21 protein-coding genes and 6 tRNA genes are annotated in these 22369 nt (G+C 48.0%); 10 read left to right on the forward strand and 17 right to left on the reverse strand.

Annotation, left to right across the window (positions count from 1 at the left end; translation table 11 throughout):
- Nucleotide 1: 1 nt before the first annotated feature.
- Nucleotides 2–2515: an ATP-binding protein gene (locus tag BQ7480_RS15515; RefSeq protein WP_072543557.1), complete on the forward strand. Its 2514-nt coding sequence runs from the start codon at nucleotides 2–4 to the stop codon at nucleotides 2513–2515.
- A gap of 38 nt (nucleotides 2516–2553) precedes the next feature.
- A complete protein-coding gene (locus tag BQ7480_RS15520; RefSeq protein ID WP_072543558.1) occupies nucleotides 2554–3906 on the forward strand; it encodes a sigma-54-dependent transcriptional regulator in 1353 nt (450 codons plus the stop codon).
- Between the two features lie 294 nt (nucleotides 3907–4200).
- Here BQ7480_RS15520 and BQ7480_RS15525 read toward each other — a convergent pair whose 3' ends face one another.
- The 3 genes from BQ7480_RS15525 to BQ7480_RS15535 all read right to left on the reverse strand — a co-directional run bounded on the left by BQ7480_RS15525 (nucleotide 4201) and on the right by BQ7480_RS15535 (nucleotide 6329).
- Nucleotides 4201–4872 (reverse strand): RluA family pseudouridine synthase, encoded by a 672-nt coding sequence (locus BQ7480_RS15525; RefSeq protein WP_072543559.1) that lies wholly within the window; start codon nucleotides 4870–4872, stop codon nucleotides 4201–4203.
- An 84-nt stretch (nucleotides 4873–4956) separates the two neighbouring features.
- Nucleotides 4957–5703, reverse strand: a complete 747-nt coding sequence (fabG, locus tag BQ7480_RS15530) for a 3-oxoacyl-[acyl-carrier-protein] reductase (protein WP_072543560.1) — start codon at nucleotides 5701–5703, stop codon at nucleotides 4957–4959.
- 29 nt (nucleotides 5704–5732) lie between these two features.
- Nucleotides 5733–6329, reverse strand: coding sequence for a TetR/AcrR family transcriptional regulator (locus BQ7480_RS15535; protein WP_072543561.1), 597 nt, complete (start codon nucleotides 6327–6329; stop codon nucleotides 5733–5735).
- Between the two features lie 238 nt (nucleotides 6330–6567).
- Here BQ7480_RS15535 and BQ7480_RS15540 point away from each other — a divergent pair.
- Both BQ7480_RS15540 and BQ7480_RS15545 read left to right on the forward strand, forming a co-directional pair.
- Nucleotides 6568–6640: transfer RNA gene (locus BQ7480_RS15540), tRNA-Met, on the forward strand.
- Nucleotides 6641–6654: 14 nt separating this feature from the next.
- Nucleotides 6655–6730, forward strand: a tRNA-Met gene (locus tag BQ7480_RS15545).
- A 149-nt stretch (nucleotides 6731–6879) separates the two neighbouring features.
- On the opposite strand, the gene BQ7480_RS15550 is transcribed toward BQ7480_RS15545, so the two are convergent.
- Nucleotides 6880–8391 carry an IS1182 family transposase gene (locus BQ7480_RS15550; protein ID WP_083581734.1) on the reverse strand — a complete coding sequence of 504 codons (1512 nt, stop codon included), beginning with the start codon at nucleotides 8389–8391 and terminating at the stop codon, nucleotides 6880–6882.
- A 232-nt stretch (nucleotides 8392–8623) separates the two neighbouring features.
- Here BQ7480_RS15550 and cysK point away from each other — a divergent pair, with 232 nt between their 5' ends.
- On the forward strand, nucleotides 8624–9571 hold the full coding sequence (cysK, locus tag BQ7480_RS15555; RefSeq protein WP_072543562.1) for a cysteine synthase A: 948 nt from the start codon (nucleotides 8624–8626) through the stop codon (nucleotides 9569–9571).
- Between the two features lie 16 nt (nucleotides 9572–9587).
- Here the strand turns inward: cysK and BQ7480_RS15560 are convergent, their stop codons facing one another.
- From BQ7480_RS15560 to BQ7480_RS15580, 5 genes are all read right to left on the reverse strand, one after another.
- Nucleotides 9588–10232 carry a response regulator transcription factor gene (locus tag BQ7480_RS15560; RefSeq protein ID WP_072543563.1) on the reverse strand — a complete coding sequence of 215 codons (645 nt, stop codon included), beginning with the start codon at nucleotides 10230–10232 and terminating at the stop codon, nucleotides 9588–9590.
- 53 nt (nucleotides 10233–10285) lie between these two features.
- Nucleotides 10286–10360, reverse strand: a tRNA-Val gene (locus BQ7480_RS15565).
- A gap of 30 nt (nucleotides 10361–10390) precedes the next feature.
- Nucleotides 10391–10465, reverse strand: a tRNA-Val gene (locus BQ7480_RS15570).
- 23 nt (nucleotides 10466–10488) lie between these two features.
- A tRNA-Val gene (locus BQ7480_RS15575) sits at nucleotides 10489–10563 on the reverse strand.
- A 39-nt stretch (nucleotides 10564–10602) separates the two neighbouring features.
- Nucleotides 10603–10677: transfer RNA gene (locus tag BQ7480_RS15580), tRNA-Val, on the reverse strand.
- A gap of 205 nt (nucleotides 10678–10882) precedes the next feature.
- Between BQ7480_RS15580 and folP the strand changes: the two genes are divergently transcribed.
- Both folP and cdaA read left to right on the forward strand, forming a co-directional pair.
- Nucleotides 10883–11737 (forward strand): dihydropteroate synthase, encoded by an 855-nt coding sequence (folP, locus tag BQ7480_RS15585; protein WP_072544083.1) that lies wholly within the window; start codon nucleotides 10883–10885, stop codon nucleotides 11735–11737.
- Nucleotides 11738–11767: 30 nt separating this feature from the next.
- Nucleotides 11768–12547 carry a diadenylate cyclase CdaA gene (gene cdaA / locus BQ7480_RS15590; RefSeq protein ID WP_072543564.1) on the forward strand — a complete coding sequence of 260 codons (780 nt, stop codon included), beginning with the start codon at nucleotides 11768–11770 and terminating at the stop codon, nucleotides 12545–12547.
- 7 nt (nucleotides 12548–12554) lie between these two features.
- Here cdaA and BQ7480_RS15595 read toward each other — a convergent pair whose 3' ends face one another.
- The 4 genes from BQ7480_RS15595 to BQ7480_RS15610 form a co-directional block, all read right to left on the reverse strand.
- A complete protein-coding gene (locus tag BQ7480_RS15595; RefSeq protein WP_072543565.1) occupies nucleotides 12555–13580 on the reverse strand; it encodes a GNAT family N-acetyltransferase in 1026 nt (341 codons plus the stop codon).
- The gene (locus tag BQ7480_RS15600) at nucleotides 13577–14467 is read right to left on the reverse strand and encodes a DUF2156 domain-containing protein (protein ID WP_072543566.1); all 891 of its coding nucleotides are present in this window, start codon (nucleotides 14465–14467) and stop codon (nucleotides 13577–13579) included. Before BQ7480_RS15600 ends, BQ7480_RS15595 begins: the two co-directional genes overlap by 4 nt.
- A gap of 115 nt (nucleotides 14468–14582) precedes the next feature.
- Nucleotides 14583–15278 carry an LrgB family protein gene (locus tag BQ7480_RS15605; protein WP_072543567.1) on the reverse strand — a complete coding sequence of 232 codons (696 nt, stop codon included), beginning with the start codon at nucleotides 15276–15278 and terminating at the stop codon, nucleotides 14583–14585.
- Nucleotides 15259–15609, reverse strand: coding sequence for a CidA/LrgA family protein (locus BQ7480_RS15610; RefSeq protein ID WP_072543568.1), 351 nt, complete (start codon nucleotides 15607–15609; stop codon nucleotides 15259–15261). The genes BQ7480_RS15605 and BQ7480_RS15610 overlap by 20 nt, the downstream gene beginning before the upstream one ends.
- Before the next feature lie 240 nt (nucleotides 15610–15849).
- On the opposite strand from BQ7480_RS15610, the gene pta reads away from it, so the two are divergent.
- The 3 genes from pta (at nucleotide 15850) to BQ7480_RS15625 (ending at nucleotide 19344) form a co-directional block, all read left to right on the forward strand.
- The gene (gene pta / locus BQ7480_RS15615) at nucleotides 15850–16860 is read left to right on the forward strand and encodes a phosphate acetyltransferase (protein ID WP_072543569.1); all 1011 of its coding nucleotides are present in this window, start codon (nucleotides 15850–15852) and stop codon (nucleotides 16858–16860) included.
- Nucleotides 16861–16953: 93 nt separating this feature from the next.
- Entirely contained in the window at nucleotides 16954–18153 is a 1200-nt protein-coding gene (locus tag BQ7480_RS15620) for an acetate kinase (RefSeq protein ID WP_072543570.1), read from the forward strand.
- A gap of 150 nt (nucleotides 18154–18303) precedes the next feature.
- Nucleotides 18304–19344: a sugar kinase gene (locus tag BQ7480_RS15625; protein ID WP_072543571.1), complete on the forward strand. Its 1041-nt coding sequence runs from the start codon at nucleotides 18304–18306 to the stop codon at nucleotides 19342–19344.
- Nucleotides 19345–19433: 89 nt separating this feature from the next.
- Here BQ7480_RS15625 and BQ7480_RS15630 read toward each other — a convergent pair whose 3' ends face one another.
- The 4 genes from BQ7480_RS15630 to BQ7480_RS15645 form a co-directional block, all read right to left on the reverse strand.
- Entirely contained in the window at nucleotides 19434–20201 is a 768-nt protein-coding gene (locus BQ7480_RS15630; RefSeq protein ID WP_072544084.1) for a UDP-2,3-diacylglucosamine diphosphatase, read from the reverse strand.
- 19 nt (nucleotides 20202–20220) lie between these two features.
- The gene (locus tag BQ7480_RS15635) at nucleotides 20221–20541 is read right to left on the reverse strand and encodes a metal-sulfur cluster assembly factor (RefSeq protein ID WP_022354465.1); all 321 of its coding nucleotides are present in this window, start codon (nucleotides 20539–20541) and stop codon (nucleotides 20221–20223) included.
- Nucleotides 20542–20621: 80 nt separating this feature from the next.
- The gene (radC, locus tag BQ7480_RS15640; RefSeq protein ID WP_072543572.1) at nucleotides 20622–21311 is read right to left on the reverse strand and encodes a RadC family protein; all 690 of its coding nucleotides are present in this window, start codon (nucleotides 21309–21311) and stop codon (nucleotides 20622–20624) included.
- Nucleotides 21312–21367: 56 nt separating this feature from the next.
- Complete coding sequence (locus BQ7480_RS15645) at nucleotides 21368–22363, reverse strand: glycosyltransferase family 2 protein (protein ID WP_072543573.1); 996 nt, start codon at nucleotides 22361–22363, stop codon at nucleotides 21368–21370.
- Between the last annotated feature and the right edge of the window lie 6 nt (nucleotides 22364–22369).

The following is a 22369-nucleotide window of genomic DNA, read 5'->3' on the forward strand; positions in this document are numbered from 1 at the left end:
CATGTTTTCCACTTCTTCCAAAATCGTACTCGGCTACATCGTACTGGTCGGGCTGCTGATGGGAGCCTTTACCTACACCATCCAGCAGATGAACCTGCTCACCACTCCCTCCAACCTGAACGAACAGCTGGACCATCGCCGCCACATCACCCACCGCATCATCAGCCAGCTGTATGATGCGGAAATCATCGGACAGACCCTGCGTACCGGCAAACTGAATGAATACTATCATTATCTGGAGGCCATGAAAGAAGTGAATGCATCCATCGATACCTTGGAAATCATTCTGACCGACACCTTGCAGCAGGCCCGTCTGGATACGGTGAGGAGTCTGCTGCGCCACAAACAATGGAATATGTATGCCGTGCTGGAGGCCATGCGGAACACGCCGACCGACCAGATTTATCAGGAACAGCTGGACAGCCTGATTGCCCAGCAGGATTCCTTGCTCAGCACACCTCACATACGGAGAAAAGTCATCACGCACCACAATTCCTACACTATCCATCATAAAAAGAAAGGATTCTTCAAACGCCTGGCCGACGTATTCGCCCCGGGAAAGGAGGACTCTACCCAAGTGAGCAACGTGATACAAGAAGAATATACCGATACACTCGATGAGGTATATAACCCCATCGACACCATCAGCAGCATGATTACGGGCATCCAGCACAAGGTGTTCCAGACCCGGCAGAGAGAAACTGAAATGCTGAACGCACAAATCAACAGCCTCCGCGTCATTGGAAGCGGCCTCAGCCAGCGCGTCAACCAGCTGCTGGAGAACATTGAACAGGATGAACAGGAAGCAGCCCGCATCAAGCTGATGCAAGAGGAAGAGATACGGAAAGAGGCAGCCGAAACCATGGCGAAAATTGCCATTGCGGCCTTCATTCTGGTACTGGTGTTCTCCATCGTCATCGCTCGAGATATCACCCGCAACAACCACTACCGGAGAGAACTGGAGAAGGCCAAACTGTATGCCGAGAACTTGCTGGTGGCCCGCGAGAAACTGATGCTGACCATCACACACGATATCAAGGCTCCGGCCGGCTCCATCATCGGCTACATCGATCTTCTCATCCGGCTGGTTCACGACCGGAGACAGCAGTTCTACCTGTCGAACATGAAAAGCTCGGCCCAGCACCTGCTGGCTCTCGTCACCTCCCTACTCGACTACCATCGGCTGGAAGCCGGAAAAATGGATCTGCACCCGGTGGCCTTCAGTCCCCACGAATTGCTGACCGACATCTACCACAGCTTTCTGCCTCTCGCCGAGAAAAAACAACTCCAATTGACTTTCGACGACAAGCTTCCGGAGTCACTTACCTTGGAAGGGGACCCTTTCCGCATCCGACAGATTGTGGAGAACCTGCTGTCGAACGCCCTGAAGTTTACGGCAACCGGAAAAATCACGCTGGAAACAGAATACCATGGCAACCAGTTTGTGTTCCGTGTTTCGGATACGGGTTGCGGCATGACCGCCAAAGAACAGGAACGGATTTTCAAGGAATTCACCCGTCTGCGCAGCGCCCAGGGACAGGAAGGCTTCGGACTGGGACTTTCCATCACGCACAAGCTGGTGGAACTGCTGCTGGGAAAAATCGAGATTGAAAGTACTCCGGGCAAAGGCAGTACCTTCCAGGTATCCATGCCCTTGCCTTCCATCGCCTCCAAGACCGTTCAAGAAACGACAGAGGTGCCGCTCACCCTACCGGAAACCTTGTTGCGGGTACTCATCATTGATGACGACCGGATACAGATGCATCTCACGGAAGCCATGCTCCACAACGTCGCGGAGGAAGTGAAAGGACTAAAAGTGGAAACCGTCTGCTGTGAACATCCGGAAGAGCTTGTGGCCCAGCTACAGGCACACACCTTCCACCTGCTGTTCACTGACATCCAGATGCCGGCGATGAACGGATTCGAACTTCTCAAACATCTCCGCAGCCTGTCGCTGCCGCAAGCCCAGTCCATCCCGGTCATTGCCATTACAGCCCGCGGAGATATGGACGAAAACGATTTCCGTCAGAAAGGATTTGCCGGCATGCTGCAAAAGCCTTTCAACCAGTCGGATCTGAAAACGGTATTGAAGGCTGTGTTGTTCGGGGAAGAAACGAATCCGGACACAGTCTGCCAAGAAATCCCTCAGGAAAAACAGACAACGGAAGGAACGTACAACTTTTCTCCATTGACTGCCTTTTCGGAGGATGACCCTGAAGCAGCCAGAGAAATCCTCCGGACATTCGCACAGGAAACCCGCAAGAACCTGGAAAAGATACAGGTTGCCCTGCAAGCGGAAGACATGGAAACCTTGTGCGCCGTGGCGCATAAGATGTTGCCTACCTTCCTCATGATTGAGGCCAGACAGGCAGTTCCTTCCCTTCAATGGCTGGAACAACAGAGGGGCACACACACTTATTCACCCGAAGCCGCACGGGCTGCAAGCCTTATAGTGGAAGAAACACAAAAAATCCTTGAGTGTAAAATATTGAAGGATGCGGAAAGGGTATCGTAAAAAAGATTATCTTTGTAAAAGCTATTAAATAAAAAAACATGGTTCCGTCTATATTAATCGTTGAAGATGACTTAACATTCTCTACCATGCTAAAAACTTGGCTGGGGAAAAAAGGGTTTGAAGTGGAAACTGCGAGCACACAGGCAAAAGCGCGCAAGCAACTCGGTACGCGTAGTTTTGACCTGATTCTGTCCGACTTGCGTCTCCCTGACCAAGACGGGATGAATCTGCTTTCCTGGTTACGGGAACAGCAGAATGAGGTTCCTTTCATCATCATGACCAGCTATGCAGAAATACAAAGTGCCGTACGGGCCATGAAAGAAGGAGCTACGGACTATATCTCCAAACCGGTACAGCCCGATGAACTACTGAAAAAAATCAGAGAAGCCATCCAACCGGAAAAACCGTCTTCCCCTTCTGAGAAGAAAACGGTCTCTCCGACCGCCCACAGCTTTCTGGAAGGAGAAAGTGAAGAGGCCCGGAAACTTTACAATTATGTCAGCCTGGTAGCCCCTACCCAAATGTCTGTACTCATCAACGGAGCCAGCGGAACCGGTAAGGAATATGTGGCTCACCGTATCCACCAGCTCAGCAAACGTGCGGACAAACCTTTCATCGCCATTGACTGCGGCTCCATTCCCAAGGACTTGGCGGCTTCCGAATTCTTCGGACACGTGAAAGGCTCGTTCACCGGTGCCTTGAATGACAAAGTGGGAGCTTTTGAGGAAGCCAACGGCGGAACTCTTTTCCTCGACGAAATCGGAAACCTGAGCTATGAGGTACAGGTACAGCTGTTGCGTGCCCTGCAAGAACGGCGCATCCGCCGTATCGGTTCTACCAAAGAAATAGAGGTCGATGTCCGATTGGTCAGTGCAACCAATGAGAATCTGAAAGAAGCCATCGCAAAGGGAAATTTCAGGGAAGACTTGTATCACCGTATCAACGAGTTCACCTTGCAAATGCCAGCCCTAAAAGAACGTCAGGAAGACATTCTGCTGTTTGCCAATTTCTTTCTGGACCAGGCTAACCGTGAACTGGAACGTACATTAATCGGATTCGATGCACAAGCCAGCGAGGCCTTGCAAAAATATCCGTGGCCGGGCAACTTACGCCAGCTGAAGAATGTGGTCAAACGGGCTACCCTGCTGGCCCAAGGTGACTTCATTACCCTCAAAGATTTAGGAGAGGAAATCAGCGAAAGGAAAATACAGGAAAACGACGGCCTGAAAACAGAAGAATCGTTCATGCTGCACGATGAAGAAACGGAAAAGCAACGCATCTTGAAGGCTTTGCAACAAACCGGACACAACAAGTCGAAGGCTGCCGCCTTACTGGGTATTGACCGGAAAACCTTATACAACAAGCTGAAACTTTATCAGATTCCACAATAAACGTGTGGAATATTTCCACACGTTCCACACTTATTCCACAGCGTTTGGTTTCTAAACCCCTTCTACAAGGCTTCTGGCGGTTTGGCACGGGTTTTGTGTTACATTCTACAAATAAACAAAACAATGAACAACCCAAACAAACTAGGCTAAACCCAACCCCATAGAATAAAGTTCTGAGATTGTTTACCTCAATTTAATTGAACTCTCAATTATTTTACAATCTCATGATAAAATGAAGATGCCTATGTGTTAAGAGAAGGGGACGCTGTGAAGCGTTTACCTTCTTGTCTTTTTTTATACCATCCCAAAACCTTTCCAGAGATTTCCTTCGGGAAGAGGAGCTACCAGTTCGATGGGTTCCTTGGACACCGGATGGATAAACCGTACCCTGCGGGCATGCAAACAGATACTTCCATCGGGGTTGGAGCGCGGAAAACCGTATTTCAAATCGCCTTTGATAGGGCATCCCATCTTGGCCAGCTGACACCGTATCTGATGATGACGTCCGGTCTTCAGGTCTACTTCCAGCAGATAATAATTTTCCGAACGGCCTATCAGGCGGTAATGAAGGACTGCTTTCTTAGAGTTCTTCACCTCCTTATCGTAAGCGTACGATTTATTCTGTTTTTCGTTTCTGACCAGATAGTGCACCAGTTCTCCTTCCGTTTCCTTGGGTGCCTGCTTCACAATGGCCCAATAGGTCTTCTTCACCTCCCCGTTGCGGAACATTTCGTTCAGACGGCTCAAGGCCTTGCTCGTCTTGGCAAATACCACCAGCCCACTTACCGGACGGTCCAACCGGTGTGTCACTCCCAGGAACACATTGCCCGGCTTGGCATATTTTTCCTTCAAATATTGCTTCACGGTTTCCGACAAAGGCACGTCGCCTGTCTTATCACCCTGCACTATTTCTGAAGCAGTCTTATTGACTACTATGATGTGATTATCTTCGTAAACTACTGTCATATACAAAAAAATGAAGAACAGGAAATGAAAGAAAGCAGCTTCCCCCGATTCCCTATTCTTCACTCTCTATTATTATGGTTTGTATTACATGTTCATACCACCGTCAACCTGGATAACCTGTCCTGAAACGTATGAAGACATGTCGGAAGCCAGGAACAAAGCGATGTTGGCCACATCTTCCGGTGTACCGCCACGACGCAAAGGAATACGTTTGTTCCATTCAGCCTTCACTTCGTCAGACAATTTCGCAGTCATGTCGGTGATGATGAAGCCCGGTGCAATGGCATTGGCACGGATACCGCGTGAACCCAACTCCTGTGCGATAGATTTAGCCAAGCCAATCAGACCAGCCTTGGAAGCAGAATAGTTGCACTGTCCGGCATTACCGTGTACGCCTACTACAGAAGCCATGTTGATGATGTTGCCATGTTTCTGACGCATCATAATCGGAGTGCAAGCGTGGATGAAGTTAAATGCAGATTTCAAGTTCACAGTCAGCACTGCATCCCACTGTGATTCGCTCATACGCATCATCAGACCGTCTTTCGTGATACCGGCATTGTTCACCAGAATATCGATAGAACCGAAATCATTGTGAATCTGTTCCACTACCTTTGCGGTATCTTCAAAACTTGCCGCGTTGGAAGCATAACCTTTTACCTTTACACCATAAGCAGCAATTTCTTTCTCTGTATTCTGACCGTTCTCATCGATAACCAAGTCTGTGAAGGCGATGTTTGCTCCTTCAGCAGCAAACTTCAATGCAATAGCTTTACCGATACCACGTGCGGCACCTGTAATAATGGCTGTCTTTCCAGTTAATAATCCCATTTTCTTTATTTTTTAATTAAACGATATGATTATTTTTCTTTCTCTTTACACCCCAATGCGCCGAACACAATCTTCGACACATAGCGCCATCCCGTTTCATCATCCAGTTCCTCACCGATTTGACCGCGGATGTAGGGCACTTCAATTCCTTTTATGCAATAATGCAAGATGTCGGCCGTAATCTCCACATTGTCTATGTCAAAGAGATTCGCCTCCTTCCCTTCCCGCAGAATACGACGGAACAAGACCACCTCTTTCCGGTCAAAATCTTTCCGCATGGCCTCTACTCTCCAGATATCCCGGAAAAAATCGGCCCTCAACGTACCGTTACGATATACCACCATCTTGATGGCATCCAGATGCGTCATAATCAGTTCCAGAATTTTCTGGTCCGGAGAAATCGGTTTGGTTGCTGTCTTCTCCAGCTGGTCGGAAAGCATTTCCAGTTCAGACTCCACTACTGCCATGTAGATTTGCTCCTTACTTTTAAAATAAGTATAAAGCGTGCGCCGTCCTTTCTTCGAAGCCTGGGCAATGTCGTTCATTGTCGTATCTTCCACTCCCTTCTTCGCAAAAAGTTGCCGGGCTACATCTACCAGTTTAGCTCTCGTCTTTAATACTGTCATCTCTCTTTATTGCACAACTCATAAAAAACTGAGCAAAAGTACTGTTTTTCTTGATACTACACAAATATAAGGTCCCAAATTCACCCGAAAAGCCCGCTTCTCCTCTTTTTTCGTACCAAAAAACGGCCAACATTATTTATTATTCTAAATAAAGATAAAGTTTTCTATATTTCTTTCATAAATATTTGCTTTTATAAAACTAAGTCCGTACCTTTGCACCGCATTTAAGAAAAAACATCGCGGAGTGGAGCAGTTGGTAGCTCGTTGGGCTCATAACCCAAAGGTCGTCTGTTCGAGTCAGGCCTCCGCAACTAAAAGCGAATATCGCGGAGTGGAGCAGTTGGTAGCTCGTTGGGCTCATAACCCAAAGGTCGTCTGTTCGAGTCAGGCCTCCGCAACCAAGTAGAGGCTGTCTCAAAATGAATTGAGATGGCCTCTGTCGTTTCATATCAGACTGAAGTCGTTTGGATTTTTCTCAAAAAAAGGAATTTACAAGTTTCTTTCTACAGATTTCATCGCTTTAAACGGTTTTTTCTTGGTCAGAAGCCTCCTAAGAGGCTACTTTTGCAAGATTATGCGCTATGGCCAGCAGGCCAAATTCAATTTCCACCTTCTTCAGTCCACGGAGATGGAACCTCTTGAAGTGCTTGTTGTTCTTGAGGTTTCCAAATACGGCTTCCACATCCTGCGGCCGCTGGCTCCGGTATTTAAGACCTTCCGCAGAAAGGAGTTTCTCACGTTCCCTTTCCTTGATTTTCCTCAGCCTGTGGTTTACCTGCACAATCCTTTCCGACCGGCTTCTGTGACACCGGCATCTTAACGGGCAGCCCTTGCAGTTCCGGGCCCTGTACCTTGAGATGGTCTGTACAAAACCGTTGTCCGTCGTCCGCTTTACATCGGAGAGTCTTTTCATCCTCTGTCCCATCGGACAGTACATCCCGTCGGTTTCTTCATTATAGTAAAAGTTGGCAGACAGGAACGGGTCATTCCTGAAGCTCCTTTTCTGTTCCTTGTGGAAATAGCTGTACTTTATGAAGGTTTCAATGCCATGCCTGAAGGCGTACAGGTAGTTCTCCTCGCTTCCGTATCCGGCGTCACAGACGGACACGTCAGGATATCTGCCGTACAGGGAATGGAAGTCTTCCATGTGCAGGGGATAGGTGGAGGTGTCACCGGCACACTGGTGGAGGGTATAGTTCAGGATGAACTGTCTGTTGGTACTGACCTGCGGGTTGTATCCGGGCTTGAGCTGCCCGTTCCTCATGTGGTCCTCCTTCATCCGCATGAACGTGGCGTCGGGGTCTGTCTTGGAGTAGCTGTTGCGCCCATCGAGAATCTTTCCCTGGGATTCATATTTCTTCAGCTGTTCGGGCCATGCCTTCCTCACGCGCCGAACCTTGGCCTTCACTTTCCGGTCCGCATCCGTTCCCTCCAAGGCTTCATGTATCTGCTCCAGCGCCCTTTCCACCTTCTCGGGGGTGATGTCCTGGTAAGTGACGGGAGCGGAGTCGCGCAACTCCTGCTTGGTGACGGACTCGGCGTACCGCCATATTTCCTCAAGCTGTTCCGCGATTCTGGAGATGCGGGTGTGGATGGACTTGCCCCAGACGAACGTATAACGGTTGGCGTTTGCTTCCATCTTCGTCCCGTCGGTGCAGGCCACGTCCAGACTTACAAAGCCCTCCGCCACGAGGAACTTCACGATGGTGGCGAAGACGGTCTTGAGCACATCCTTCAGCCGACTGCTGCGGAAACGGTTGATGGTGTTGTGGTCAGGAGTCACATTGCCGGTCAGCCACATGAAGCGGATGTCATTGCGGCAAAACTCTTCGATGCGGCGGCTGGAATAGATGTTGCGCAGATAGGCATATACCAGAATCTGCAGCATCATGCGGGGATGGTAGGCCGGACAGCCTTTGACGGAGTACTTGCGGTAAAGTTCTTCCAGGCTGATCTGTTCAATGATACGGTGAACAACCCGGACCGGGTCGTTCTGGGGAATAAAATCGCCTAAACACGGAGGTAAAAGCAGATTATCGTTGGAGGTATAGTTTTTAAACATTATCTTTGGGATATATTGCTTGATTCCCTAAGATACAAAAAATTAGGGAGACGGGCAAGTCCTGACTGAGCGAAGTTGGGGCTTGCCCGATTTTTTTTGCAGACACAAAAAAGGCCATCTCAAATTATATTTCAATTTGAGACAGCCTCATTTTTTATACCCTAATATACCCTAAAAAAGGTATTTCCTCTTATCCATCTTCCCCCTACCTTTGCAGAAAAAAGAAAAAACTATGGAACGAATCAAGAAACAACTTACAGAACTTATCGGGCATACTCCTTTACTGGAACTCGCACGTATCGGAAAAGCACACGATGCCCAGGCACGTATCATCGCCAAACTGGAATATTTCAACCCGGGCGGCAGCGTAAAAGACCGTATCGCCTTGGCCATGATTGAAGATGCCGAACAACGAGGCCTTCTGAAGCCTGGAGCGGTCATCATTGAACCAACCAGCGGAAATACAGGAGTCGGACTGGCCTGGGTAGCAGGGGTGAAAGGATACAAAACCATTCTCACCATGCCCGAAACCATGAGTGTAGAGCGACAGAACCTGCTGAAGGCTATGGGAGCCCAACTGGTACTGACTCCTGGAAACAAAGGTATGCGCGGAGCCATCGAGAAAGCGAATGAATTGCGCGACAACACGCCGGGAGCCGTCATCCTGCAGCAATTTGAGAACCCAGCCAATCCGCGTACGCACGTATCTACCACCGCACAAGAAATCTGGGAGGATACCGATGGAAAAGTGGATGTGTTTATTGCCGGGGTAGGCACAGGCGGTACCGTAAGTGGAGTCGGTGAAGGACTGAAGCAGCATAATCCACATATTGAAATCATTGCTGTAGAGCCGGACGCATCGGCTGTACTCTCAGGCGACAAACCGGGCATGCACAAGATACAGGGAATCGGAGCCGGATTTATTCCTAAAACCTTCAATCCCAAAGTGGTGGACAAGATTATCCGTGTAGCCGACGACGATGCCATCCGCACAGGACGCGAACTGTCTCTAAAAGAAGGACTGTTGACGGGTATTTCCGCCGGAGCAGCCACCTTCGCCGCCTTACAGGTAGCCTCACAACCTGAATATGCAGGAAAAAACATTGTCGTACTACTGCCCGACACGGGAGAACGATATTTATCGACCGCCTTGTTCGCATTCGAAGAATATCCGCTCTAAAAACACAATCAAACCATCAGATACAATATTCTACCGGATTGACAATGCCTGCACGAAGCGCATACCGAATCGCTTCGTGCGCATTGTTCACCTGTAGCTTGCGAAAGATGTTCTTCCGGTGAGTGGCCACCGTGTACACACTCGAAAAACGTTCTGCCGCAATCTCTTTGGTACCCTTCCCCAAAGCCATCGCCCGCAAGATTTCTTTCTCTGTCTGTGTCAAAGGAGATACCTTTTCTACCTCTCTCTTTCCAACCTCCCCCAACAAGTCTTGCGCCTTCCGGCAAACAAACTGGCGACCAACGGATACACTTTCCCAACACTGCTTGACTTCCTCCCAAGCCGCATCTTTCATCAACACATGAAACACTGACCCGGCCCACAGCATACGGCGTACAAAATCCATTCCCAGCTGCTCACTGAACAAAATAAAATTAGCCTCCGGAAAGCGCTCATGCAATACCAACAACTGACTCACCGTACAATCAAGCAGCGTGTAATCCAAGACTACGCAAGCAGTGGGAATCTCCTTCAGGCATTTTGCCAGATGCTTCCAATCGGGCACCTCCACACATATACACTTCGGAAACAGCTCCAACGCAATGGCTTTCATCCCATAGCGAGTGATATCCTGATTATCTGCCAGAATCAATGTTTGCATATATACAAAAGGAATTAAAAAAAGAAAGCCTCGCAACATTGCGAAGCTTGACGTGGGCGTTGACGGATTCGAACCGCCGACCCTCTGCTTGTAAGGCAGATGCTCTGAACCAGCTGAGCTAAACGCCCAATAAGGGAAAGTTGACAATTAATTCGGTGTGGGCGTTGACGGATTCGAACCGCCGACCCTCTGCTTGTAAGGCAGATGCTCTGAACCAGCTGAGCTAAACGCCCGAATAATCTTTCTTTTTGGGAAGTGGGCGTTGACGGATTCGAACCGCCGACCCTCTGCTTGTAAGGCAGATGCTCTGAACCAGCTGAGCTAAACGCCCCAAAAAGAAAAAGCAATGATTTACGAGAAATTCGTTGAGTGGGCGTTGACGGATTCGAACCGCCGACCCTCTGCTTGTAAGGCAGATGCTCTGAACCAGCTGAGCTAAACGCCCGATAGTCTCGTTCTCAATTGCGGTTGCAAAGGTACAACTAAATTTGTAACCTGCAAACTTTTGGTTCATTTTTTTGGTAAAAAGTGGAAAAAGAGAAGCAGTAAAGGCGGAAAATTCCATTTTAAAGGGAAAATTCGCCAGAAAGAACCGAAACAAATTGAATTATTGTACGTACCTTTGCAAGGCAGAAACGGATAAAAAGCTCATGGAAGAAACATTTGCAAAATACATCAATGTCAAAGGAGAATTGCTGGACTTATCCCAGCCTAAGGTGATGGGAATCCTCAATGTCACTCCGGATTCTTTTTACGCAAACAGCCGGAAGCAAACCGAAAAAGACATTCTCTGCCGAGTTCACCAGATTCTGGACGAGGGAGGCACTTTCATTGACATGGGAGCTTATTCTTCACGTCCGGATGCGGCAGACGTCTCTCCGGAAGAAGAAATGCAGCGGCTGCGACAAGGACTGGCAATCATTCAACGGGAATGCCCTGAGGCCGCTGTTTCAATTGATACTTTCCGAGCCGATGTAGCCAAGATGTGTGTGGAAGAATATGGCGCCGCTCTTATCAACGACATTTCTGCAGGAGATTTGGACCCGGAAATGTTTCCTACCCTTGCCCGGTTGAAGGTTCCCTACATCCTGATGCACATGCAGGGGAATCCACAAAACATGCAACACGCTCCCCACTACGACAATCCGGTAAAAGAGATTATCCGTTACTTTGCCGAAAAGATAGAAAAACTGCGGGTGTTAGGCGTAAAAGACCTGATTATTGACCCCGGATTCGGTTTCGGGAAAACCCTGCAACATAATTACGAAATACTGCACAAACTGGAAGAATTCCAAATATTCCAACTGCCTGTACTTGTCGGAGTATCCCGCAAATCAATGGTTTACAAGCTGGTGGGAGGAGGTCCTGAAGATGCACTGAATGGAACGACCGCCTTACATGCCATTGCTTTAATGAAAGGAGCCCAAATACTTAGAGTACACGACGTGAAAGCCGCAGTGGAAACCGTCCGTATTTTCAATGCACTGAATGAACCACAATATTAAACACACATTCACCTAAACATTTTACAGATTATGCCTTTCGATATCTACATACTTAGTTTCAAGGATATACTTGATATACTACTGGTAGCCTTTCTGTTGTACAAGACCTACAAGCTGATGAAATCGTCGGGCTCCATCAATATTTTCATTGGGATTCTGGTATTTATCATCATTTGGATGATTGTATCGCAGGTACTCCAAATGCGGCTGCTGGGCTCCATCTTCGACAAGCTGGTCAGCGTGGGCGTCATCGCACTCATCGTCCTGTTTCAGGATGAGATACGTCACTTCCTGCTTTCCCTTGGCTCCAGACACCGCAGCAACAGTTTGTTCCGCTTTCTGAAAGGAAACAAGAAAAGCGAAACGGAACGGGAGGACATCATGCCCATCGTCATGGCCTGCCTGAACATGAGTAAAGGCAAAGTAGGGGCCTTGATTGTGATTGAAAAAGATTTTCCACTGGACGATATCGTACGCACAGGCGATGTGATTGATGCCAACATCAACCAGCGGCTGATTGAAAATATATTCTTCAAGAACAGTCCGCTCCACGACGGGGCCATGATTATCAGCCACAAACGGATAAAGGCAGCCGGATGTATCCTGCCGGTATCCCACAACTTGGAAATCCCCAAAGAATTAGGACTCCGCCACCGTGCAGCACTGGGTGTTTCACAAGAAACGGATGCCATGGCCATCATCGTATCGGAAGAGACGGGAGGTATCTCCATAGCCTACCACGGACAATTCCACCTGAAACTTACTGCCGAGGAACTGGAACGCATGCTGACTTCTGACAGCAACCAATAATCGGCCCTTAATTCAGCATCAAACTCATATATGGATGTTTTCCATCAAACAGCAGGCGAGTCAATTCTTCAATGGAGAGTACACGGTATTCACGTTCTTCCATCCGTCCGTTAATATAACATCCATCTTCGATATTATGCCAGCCATTATTCTCGGGGATAGCCTCATCACCTTCTACCTTTATATAAAGATTTTCGTGAAATTTCTTGGCCAATAAACGGAACATTGCTTCCACATGGATAATTCGTGCCATCCCCAGCCCATAAAACACCTCCCCTTCTCGGCCCAAGCATTCTGCCTGAGGTCGATGATAATGAGACAGCAAATAATCTACCAACACCTGTTTCACTTCTTTCTCCGTACTAACCAATTCCGTAATCTTCAATAGACTTTCATCTGGAACACAAAAGCACAGCCCCTGCAAAACGTTATCTCGGTAAGCCCCCCACAAAGCACCGCCACTCAAATGCAAATCGGTTAATATAATGTGGAAATCTTCCCAGTCATGTTGTATGTAAGCCTCCTGAGACGACTGGAAATGATAAAAAAAACGATAAGCATCGTTGCACAGAGCACTTCCTGGGGTGATTTCAACTATTTTCAACAGGGGGGAAAAGTTATCAACAGATAGAGAATAAGCTGTTAATAACTTTTTCGTCTGTGAGAAACAGGTCGCATATCCTGAACAAGCATAATACCCCTTCAACCATTCCTCCGCCGGAATCAAGGTGGAAAACATAATCCCTTCCCGATACATCCGACGGTGTGCCTCTGCCAATAGATGACGCATCACGCCTTTGTTGCGGTAAGACGGTTCCGTACAAGCTCCAGAAATATACGCGACAGGCATCTCCATTCCTTCGTAAGTCAGCAAATAAGGGATACGCTGCAAAGCAGCAATAACCCGACCGTCCGTTTCCACATAACTGTTCAGGTCATCGGCATACCGCTTCCGAAAATAAAAATCAATGAATTCATCCGTATCATGGAAACACTGTTTCCAGAGGATCTTGACTTGTTCCTTTATTGTCATTTCAATTCTGCCACATATTTTTCGAGAAGCACCTCCGGATGATACGACAATTTCGCCCTGCGGAGCCCTTCCAAGCCCAGATCCTCTTCCCGATTGATATAAGTATACTGTTCCGGGATATGATTGGCAAACTCATAATTAATCATAGCGTATGCCCCCTCAATCTCCGTATTAGCCTTTTCCACACACGTATCAAAAGTCTCGTGGTTAATGGGAGCTCCAAAAGTAAAGGCCGCAATCTTGCCATCCACATAAAGTACCCCACCTTGTATATCCAGCTGTTCCATGTGTTGCAAAGCCGCTGTCATCGAGCGACGCTCGTCTTGCAAAGCCTGATTCTCGGCACAATCGTTCGCCTTACACCACTCCGTTTCCAGTTGCAGACATTCCGGAATCAGTTCCGGAGTCAGAAGTTTGTATTCATAATCCGGATAAGCCGCCTTGAACTTGTTAATGTGATTTCGTTTGGGCTGGTATTTCTTTCCACGCAAGGTAGCCAGGTCAGTCCGTAAATACACATAATCAAAATAGTCTCGGTCGGCCACAAAATCAAACTGAAAAGGAAAAGCCGATTCCAGTTCCGCACGCATCCCGACGCATACACCCAACAAGCGGAAAGGAGCTCCCAAGCTGCGTGCATCTGCCATCAGTTCTTCCAGTATGGAACGTATATTACCCTCTCCTACCGGCATCATGTAGGCCAGCTGATTGTCGGCATAAAAGCGAAACAGCAAGAAACCGTCCTTCTCCGCAATCTCCGTACGATACAAGAAACGCCAGCTATACAAATTAGAAAATGACAGGTCACAGTTACGACGCCAGCTGCGCAACGTATATTTCTGGACCATGTCCTTATCGTCTAGTTCAATAGGTTTAAATGTGATCATAACAAATTGGATTCCTTGATTGAGGGAACAAATATAATTCATTCTGCCAAAAGAACAAATTGTCTGTCCCCTGATACACATCCCATCAAGGACAATAAACCTTTTGTAACTCCCTTTAATACAATCCGAGCAAATGTAAGATTGTCGGCGAAAGCAAGGCCGTCAAGATTCCGTTCAACGTCAATCCCAAGCTGGCGTATGCACCGTACTTTCCACTTACCTCCATGGCACGTGAGGTACCTACCGCATGGCTAGCCGTACCCATAGACAATCCCTGGGCAATCGGGCTGGCCACACGTCCCACCTGCAAAAGCTTAAAGCCACAAATCGCCCCAAACAGTCCCACAACAATCACAACTGCCGCTGTCAGAGAAGGGATTCCTCCCACGGCATTCGAAACTTCCATAGCAATCGGAGTGGTTACCGACTTCGGAGCCAAAGACATAATCACCTCGGGAGAAGCACCTAAAAGTTTGGCTATAATGGTGACAGACACCAGCCCTACCACACATCCGGCCAACTGGGAAACCAAAATCGGCATCAGCTGCTTCTTAATCATTCGCAACTGCAAATACAAAGGAACGCCCAATGCCACAACCGCCGGCTTCAACCAAAATTCCACAAGATAACCCGCTTCTGAATAAGTCTTATAAGAAACGCCTGTACATTCCAAAAAGCAAATCAGCAACGCAATCGCCACCAAAATGGGATTCAACAACACCCAACCTGTTTTTTTCTGCAACAATTTTGACAAGAAATAAAAGCCAAATGTGATGGCCAGCAGAAAGAATTTATTTTCGAAAAAATCCATACTTACGCACCAATTGATGAACCCAACCTGTAACAACTAACACTAACACCGTACTAACCAACGTAGCAATCACAATTGGCCAGAACTGAGCCGTAATAATGTCGAAGTAAAGCATCAATGCCACTCCCGACGGCACGAAGAAAAAGCCTAGATTAGCAACCAGAAAATTAGTTAGACCTTGCACCCACTCCAGCTTTATCCAACCTAGCTGAAGGAATAAAGTCAGCAACAGCATACCGATAATGCTCGAAGGCAATTTCACACCTGTCAAATACACAATCAGTTCACCCAATGCCAGACATCCAAAAAGAATAGAACACTGTCGAATCATTTTTACCTTAAATTTAATATATTGAAAACCGGCGCAAATTTACATAATCGGAAAAACCGATATACCTAAAAACCTATTTTTATTCTACCCAACAAGAAGAGTGACGGTTTTTGCATACTTTAAAGCAAAAAAAAACCTCTTTTGCAAACTAGATATTACAAAAATAGCTATTTTTGCAGTGGATAAAGGAAGATATCCGTTACCGCACACAACAAGCATTTACTATTTAACATATAAATCATGGATTTAATCAGTGAAATCGTTGAACGCGCTAAAGCAAATAAACAGCGCATCGTGCTTCCGGAAGGAACAGAAGAACGTACTTTGAAGGCTGCCAATCAGGTATTGACAGACGGTGTAGCAGACCTGATTCTGTTGGGCAATCCCGATGAAATCATGAGCCTGGCAAAAGAATGGGGATTAGGTAACATTCACAAAGCTACCATCATCGATCCGGAAAACCATCCGAAGAAAGAAGAATACGCACAACTACTTTGCGAACTTCGTAAGAAAAAAGGCATGACCATCGAAGAAGCCCGCAAACTGGTTTTGAATCCGCTTTACTTAGGCTGTCTGATTATCAAATCAGGAGATGCAGACGGACAGCTGGCCGGTGCCCGCAACACTACAGGCGATGTACTCCGTCCGGCATTACAGATTATCAAGACAGCTCCGGGTATCACTTGCGTTTCAGGTGCCATGCTGTTACTGACACACGCTCCTGAATGTGGTGACAACGGTATCCTGGTAATGGGCGACGTAGCTGTCACTCCGGTTCCTGACGCCAACCAGCTGGCACAGATTGCTATCTGTACCGCACGTACAGCCCAGTCTGTAGCCGGTCTCGATCCACGTGTAGCCATGCTGAGTTTCTCTACCAAAGGTTCTGCCAAACATGAAGTGGTAGACAAAGTGGTAGAAGCCCTGAAAATTGCCAAAGAAATGGATCCGTCTCTGAAGATTGACGGAGAGCTGCAGGCCGATGCCGCACTGGTTCCGAAGGTAGGTGCCAGCAAAGCTCCGGGTTCAGAAATCGCCGGAAAAGCCAATGTACTGGTTGTTCCATGTCTGGAAGTCGGAAACATCTCTTACAAGCTGGTAGAACGTCTGGGACATGCCACTGCTGTAGGCCCGATTCTGCAAGGTATTGCCCGTCCGGTCAACGATTTGTCTCGCGGATGCAGCGTGGACGACGTATATAAGATGATTGCCATTACAGCCAACCAGGCCATCGCAGCCAAAGCTCAGTAATCATCCACGTTTATCAATATTCCATAATGCCACTCCCCTTCTCACAGAGTGGCATTATGATTTTCATCATTCATAAAAAACAATTCCAACTATATGAAAGTATTAGTACTCAACTGCGGTAGCTCTTCAATCAAGTACAAATTGTTTGAAATGACTACAAAAGAAGTCCTCGCTCAAGGAGGCATCGAAAAAATCGGCCTTCCGGGCTCTTTCCTGAAACTGACTCTGCCGAACGGCGAAAAGAAAATCCTCGAAAAAGACGTTCCGGAACACACTACCGGCGTACAATTCATCTTCGATACACTGACCAATCCTGAATACGGGGCAGTAAAGAACCTGCATGAAATCAAGGCCGTAGGTCACCGCGTACTGCATGGAGGAACCAAGTTCAGCGGTTCTGTACTGATTGACGATGCCGTAATTGCAGCCGTAGAAGAATGCTGCGACCTGGGCCCGCTTCACAACCCAGCCAACCTGAAAGGTATCTATGCCGTTCAGAAACTGTTGCCGGAAGTGCCGCAGGTAGCCGTGTTCGATACAGCTTTCCATCAAACTATGCCAGACTATGCATACCTTTATGCCATTCCTTACAGCTATTATGAGAAATACGGTATCCGCCGCTATGGTTTCCACGGAACTTCTCACCGCTATGTATCCAAGCGCGTATGTGAATTCCTGGGTATCCCGCAGGAAGGTAGCCGTATCATCACCTGCCACATCGGTAACGGTGGTTCCATCGCTGCTGTAAAAGACGGAAAATGCATCGATACCAGCATGGGACTGACCCCGCTGGAAGGCTTGATGATGGGTACTCGCAGCGGAGACATCGACGGAGGCGCTATCACTTACATTATGAAAAAAGAAGGTCTGACTCCCGACGAAATGTCTACCCTGCTGAACAAGAAGAGTGGTGTGCTGGGTATGTTCGAAAAATCAAGCGATATGCGTGAACTGGAAGATGCCGTAGCCAGAGGCGAAGAACGTGCCATCCTGACTGAAAACATGTATTTCTACCGCATCACCAAATACATCGGTGCATACGCTGCTGCCATGGGAGGTGTCGACGTCATCCTGTTCACAGGTGGTGTAGGTGAAAACCAGGCTACGGCCCGTGCTGGTGTCTGCAAGACTTTGGGCTTCCTGGGCGTAGAAATCGACCCGGAAAGAAACAAAGTACGCAGCAAAGAAGCTATCATCTCTACTGATAACTCCAAAGTAAAAGTTGTAGTTATCCCGACCGATGAAGAGCTGATGATTGCTACCGATACAGTCAACATCCTGAACAACAAATAATCCGCAGGAATCCTAAAAGAGTTAAAAGAGGATACCCCCTGACAGGAATTCACTATCTTTGCCGAGGAAACGAAAGCAAGGAAAAGGAACCCTGCAAGGAGTATCCTCTTCTTTTTGCTCCGCTTTCAGTTAAAATAAAAACATCCCACTATGAGCAAAAAGATTGTAACATTTGGAGAAATCATGCTCCGTCTCACCACCCCCGACAACCTGCGTATTCAACAAAGCCACGACTTCCTCGTCAATTATGGAGGAAGTGAAGCCAACGTAGCCATTTCCATTGCCAATTTCGGCGGAGAAGTGGAATACATCACACGTCTGCCGGACAACGCATTGGGAGAAACTTGTATTGCAGAACTCCGTTCACATAACATCGGTACGAAGCACATTCTTTTCGGCGGACACCGACTTGGAACTTATTACATGGAAAAGGCTGCTGCCATGCGTAACTCCAACGTCATCTACGACCGCGAGAATTCGGCTTTTTCCGAACTGAAACCTGGCATGATTAACTGGCGGGAAATCTTCAAGGATGCCGCCATCTTCCACTGGTCCGGAATCGATGCCGCACTGACTCCAGGTTTGGCCGACGTTTGCAAAGAAGCCATCGACATTGCCAAAGAAATGGGATTGACCATCTCTTACGACATCAACTACCGCAAAAACCTGTGGAACTACGGAAAGAGCGCACAAGAAGTACTGCGCCCGCTGATGACCAGCAGCGACATCATGTTCGGAAGTGAAGGCGAATATGCCCTCGTGACCGGCATACCGGCTCCCGGCTTCAAAGCCACCAAAAGCGGTGAAAAATATGACACGGCTGCCTACGAGAAATTCTGCCAAGGCATCAGCCAGCAAATTCCGAACTGCAAGTACATCTATATTGCCCTGCGCAACGTCATGAGTTCCGAGCACCACACATTTGCCGGTGTACTCTACGCCAACGGTGAAATGAAATACAGTCGTGTATTCGACATCGACAATGTCATCGACTGTGTAGGAGTAGGTGACGCCTTCTGCGGCGCCATGCTGTATGCACAGAATGCGTTTGATGACAACCAGAAGCGCGTAGATTTCTCAACAGCCGCTTCCGTATTGAAAAATACCATTGCCGGAGACTACAATATGGTCAAGGTATCCGAAGTGGAAGGCCTGCTTGCCCGTCAGGAAAGCGGAGAAGTGGCCCGATAAAAAACATACCGGCCCCTATAAGCCACAGGCGGTGACAAGAATATTCTCAGCTCTTGTCACCGCCTGTGGCTTTTTCTCTTCATCGCGAATCACTCCACCGAAGTCTCGCCTTCAATATATTGTTCCAGAAACATATTCTCTCCATCGAACACCGCATACGAGAACTCCGTAATCCAGTCGCCCAGAATCATCATCCGCGAGGTTCGGCTCAGCATCAAATCCAGCATGATGTGGCGATGCCCATAAATGAAATAATTGATATCCGGATGATTCTTCAGGTATTCTTTTGAGAATACGACCAACGGTTCCTTGTCCTCTCCCATATAATCCGGCTCCCGCCCGTTTTCTCTTTTCAGACGGCTGTGCTTGGCCCATTCCAGTCCAAACTCTACACTCCATCGCGGATGAAGCATCGAAAACAGGCGTTGCAGCGTCTTGCTGTGAAACATCGTCCGCAACAGCTTGAACTTCCGGTCGTTATCGCCCAGTCCATCACCGTGTCCCAGGAAAAACTCCTTTCCGTAAATCTCGCACGTCAAGGGCTCACGATGAAGAATCACGCCACACTCTTTTTCCAGATAATCCCCACACCAGATGTCGTGGTTCCCGATAAAAAAGTGCACTTCCACCCCCATGTCTGTCAGCTCGGAAATTTTTCCCAGGAAACGGGTATAACCCTTCGGAACCACCAGCTTGAACTCATACCAGAAATCAAACATATCGCCCAGCAAATACACCGCCGCCGCCTGATGCTTGATGCTGTCCAGAAAGTTCACCAGCCGACGTTCTTGCGTACGACCGTGCGCAATGGCCCTTGAACCCAAATGAGCATCCGAAAGGAAATATACACTTTTCATCGTATCCATAAGTATTTGTTTACATAAATCCCAATTCCAGTTTCGCCTCTTCCGTCATCATGTCCTTGTCCCATTCCGGCTCAAAGACCAGATTGATTTGCGCAGATTTCACTCCTTCCACCGACTCCAGTTTCTGACGTACATCCTCCATGATAAAATCGGCCGCCGGACAGTTGGGAGCCGTCAAAGTCATGTCGACAGTCAGCTCACCGTCATCCTGAAGGTCTATCTTATAAATCAAGCCCAAATCGTACACGTTCACCGGGATTTCCGGGTCGTACACCGTTTTCAGCATATCCACAATCTTTTCCTCAATTTTCAACTTCTTATCGTTGTCCATAATCATTCAATCTTTATTCTTTGTTGCAAACATAGGCAAAAATCTCCATTTTTTCATCCTTAGCCTGCAAAAAAACGAACTTAAAGACGTCCTTCATCCCCGTAACTGTAGTAATCCCCATCCGAAACGACCAGATGGTCCAGCAGACGGATATTCATGGTGCGGCCAGCTTCCAGTAAAGCATGAGTCAGGCGGTCATCGTCCTGGCTCGGCCGGGTATTACCCGAAGGATGGTTATGACAGAGAATCATGGAAGTAGCCCGTTTCAACAGTGCCTCCCGCAAGATACAACGCACGTCCACCTGCGTGGAGGCCAGTCCTCCCTGACTGATTTTCAGGGTATCGATTACCTTGGCTGCCTGATTGAGCAGCATCACCCAGCACTCTTCTACCGGCAAATCACACATCAACGGATGAAAGAAAGCATACACGTCCTGCGAACTGGTGATACGTTTGCGTTCGGAAGGCTCTTCCTCCCTTCTGCGCTTTCCCAGTTCCGAGGCTGCCAGAATCGTGACCGCTTTTGCCGGACCGATACCTTTGTAGCGACAGAGGTCGTCCACCGTACACTTCCCCAGTTCACTCAACCGATTATGACAATCATCCAGCACTTTCCGCATCAATCCTACAGCCGTATCCTCCGCATTGCCGGAACCAATCAAAATGGCCAGCAATTCTGCATTACTCAGTGCCGCAGGCCCATGCAGCATCATTTTCTCCCGAGGCCGGTCCTCTTCCGCCCACTGGTTGATATTCAATTTTTCATTCATGGTTCTTCCTCTTCAAAAGTGACTGACGGAACCATCGGACCGGGAAAAAAATTCTTCTATTTATAGAAAGTTTTTTCGAAAGCAGAGAATGACTTTCCTCCGCACACGCAGCGTTTCCACCACGCCCGTAAAAAACCGGAACCATAGCCTGTCAATTGTATAAACGCAGCAAGGACGGACAGTCCTCCAATTTTAACACTTTTATTACGCAGGGAAGCATCTGTAAAAATAACGACGGCAAACAAAGCCAACAGGAGCAAGCTCCACGGACAGATAAAGGCGGCCAGCAAGACCAGTACCACACCGACCGTAAATACAGCCGGCAACAGATGTACCACTTTCAACGATTCCGGATATTTCTTGTACAGGTCAATCCGGGCAATACCGGAATTGTGTACCTGCTTGAAAAATTTCTTCAGGTCCGTACGACGCTTGTGCCATACCCACGCTTCCGGAAACAACCGACAGCGATATCCTCCTTTGAAGATACGGATACTAAAGTCAATATCCTCACCGAAACGCATCCGGGAGAATCCACCCAGTGCCTTATACACATCAGCCCGGACTCCCATATTGAAACTGCGGGGATAGAACTTATCCATTTTCTTTTTTCCCCCACGGATTCCTCCGGTAGTGAAGAAAGAAGTCATGGCGTAATTGATGGCTTTCTGCACATCGGTAAACGAATCGTGCGCACGGTCAGGCCCTCCGAACGCATCCGCCGGTTCCCGCTGCAGTTCGATTTCTACCGCCGCCAGGTAAGTAGCGGGCAAAATGCAATCGGAATCCAGAATCAGCAGATACTCTCCACGACTCCGTTCCGCTGCATAGTTCCGCGTCTGCCCCGGACCGGAATTCGGCTTCTCAAAATAATGGACATCCAGTTTTCCTTCATACTTTTCCACTACCTGCTTGCATGGAATGGAAGAACCGTCTTCCACCACCACTACCTCGAAGTCCTTATAAGTCTGTCCGGTCAGGCTCTGCAACAGTTCATCCACCTCATCCGGGCGGTTATACACCGGTATGACCACTGAATATTTCGGATTCATCGTTTA

It is taken from the genome of Bacteroides mediterraneensis (assembly GCF_900128455.1).
GTDB classification, from domain to species: Bacteria; Bacteroidota; Bacteroidia; order Bacteroidales; family Bacteroidaceae; genus Phocaeicola; species Phocaeicola mediterraneensis.

What these genes read in the sequence shown, in the direction of transcription:
- BQ7480_RS15515 (WP_072543557.1), top strand. Translation starts at nt 2, where the DNA reads ATGTTTTCCACTTCTTCCAAAATCGTACTCGGCTACATCGTACTGGTC.
- BQ7480_RS15520 (WP_072543558.1), top strand. Translation starts at nt 2,554, where the DNA reads ATGGTTCCGTCTATATTAATCGTTGAAGATGACTTAACATTCTCTACC.
- BQ7480_RS15525 (WP_072543559.1), bottom strand. Translation starts at nt 4,872, where the DNA reads ATGACAGTAGTTTACGAAGATAATCACATCATAGTAGTCAATAAGACT.
- fabG (WP_072543560.1), bottom strand. Translation starts at nt 5,703, where the DNA reads ATGGGATTATTAACTGGAAAGACAGCCATTATTACAGGTGCCGCACGT.
- BQ7480_RS15535 (WP_072543561.1), bottom strand. Translation starts at nt 6,329, where the DNA reads ATGACAGTATTAAAGACGAGAGCTAAACTGGTAGATGTAGCCCGGCAA.
- BQ7480_RS15550 (WP_083581734.1), bottom strand. Translation starts at nt 8,391, where the DNA reads ATGTTTAAAAACTATACCTCCAACGATAATCTGCTTTTACCTCCGTGT.
- cysK (WP_072543562.1), top strand. Translation starts at nt 8,624, where the DNA reads ATGGAACGAATCAAGAAACAACTTACAGAACTTATCGGGCATACTCCT.
- BQ7480_RS15560 (WP_072543563.1), bottom strand. Translation starts at nt 10,232, where the DNA reads ATGCAAACATTGATTCTGGCAGATAATCAGGATATCACTCGCTATGGG.
- folP (WP_072544083.1), top strand. Translation starts at nt 10,883, where the DNA reads ATGGAAGAAACATTTGCAAAATACATCAATGTCAAAGGAGAATTGCTG.
- cdaA (WP_072543564.1), top strand. Translation starts at nt 11,768, where the DNA reads ATGCCTTTCGATATCTACATACTTAGTTTCAAGGATATACTTGATATA.
- BQ7480_RS15595 (WP_072543565.1), bottom strand. Translation starts at nt 13,580, where the DNA reads ATGACAATAAAGGAACAAGTCAAGATCCTCTGGAAACAGTGTTTCCAT.
- BQ7480_RS15600 (WP_072543566.1), bottom strand. Translation starts at nt 14,467, where the DNA reads ATGATCACATTTAAACCTATTGAACTAGACGATAAGGACATGGTCCAG.
- BQ7480_RS15605 (WP_072543567.1), bottom strand. Translation starts at nt 15,278, where the DNA reads ATGGATTTTTTCGAAAATAAATTCTTTCTGCTGGCCATCACATTTGGC.
- BQ7480_RS15610 (WP_072543568.1), bottom strand. Translation starts at nt 15,609, where the DNA reads ATGATTCGACAGTGTTCTATTCTTTTTGGATGTCTGGCATTGGGTGAA.
- pta (WP_072543569.1), top strand. Translation starts at nt 15,850, where the DNA reads ATGGATTTAATCAGTGAAATCGTTGAACGCGCTAAAGCAAATAAACAG.
- BQ7480_RS15620 (WP_072543570.1), top strand. Translation starts at nt 16,954, where the DNA reads ATGAAAGTATTAGTACTCAACTGCGGTAGCTCTTCAATCAAGTACAAA.
- BQ7480_RS15625 (WP_072543571.1), top strand. Translation starts at nt 18,304, where the DNA reads ATGAGCAAAAAGATTGTAACATTTGGAGAAATCATGCTCCGTCTCACC.
- BQ7480_RS15630 (WP_072544084.1), bottom strand. Translation starts at nt 20,201, where the DNA reads ATGAAAAGTGTATATTTCCTTTCGGATGCTCATTTGGGTTCAAGGGCC.
- BQ7480_RS15635 (WP_022354465.1), bottom strand. Translation starts at nt 20,541, where the DNA reads ATGGACAACGATAAGAAGTTGAAAATTGAGGAAAAGATTGTGGATATG.
- radC (WP_072543572.1), bottom strand. Translation starts at nt 21,311, where the DNA reads ATGAATGAAAAATTGAATATCAACCAGTGGGCGGAAGAGGACCGGCCT.
- BQ7480_RS15645 (WP_072543573.1), bottom strand. Translation starts at nt 22,363, where the DNA reads ATGAATCCGAAATATTCAGTGGTCATACCGGTGTATAACCGCCCGGAT.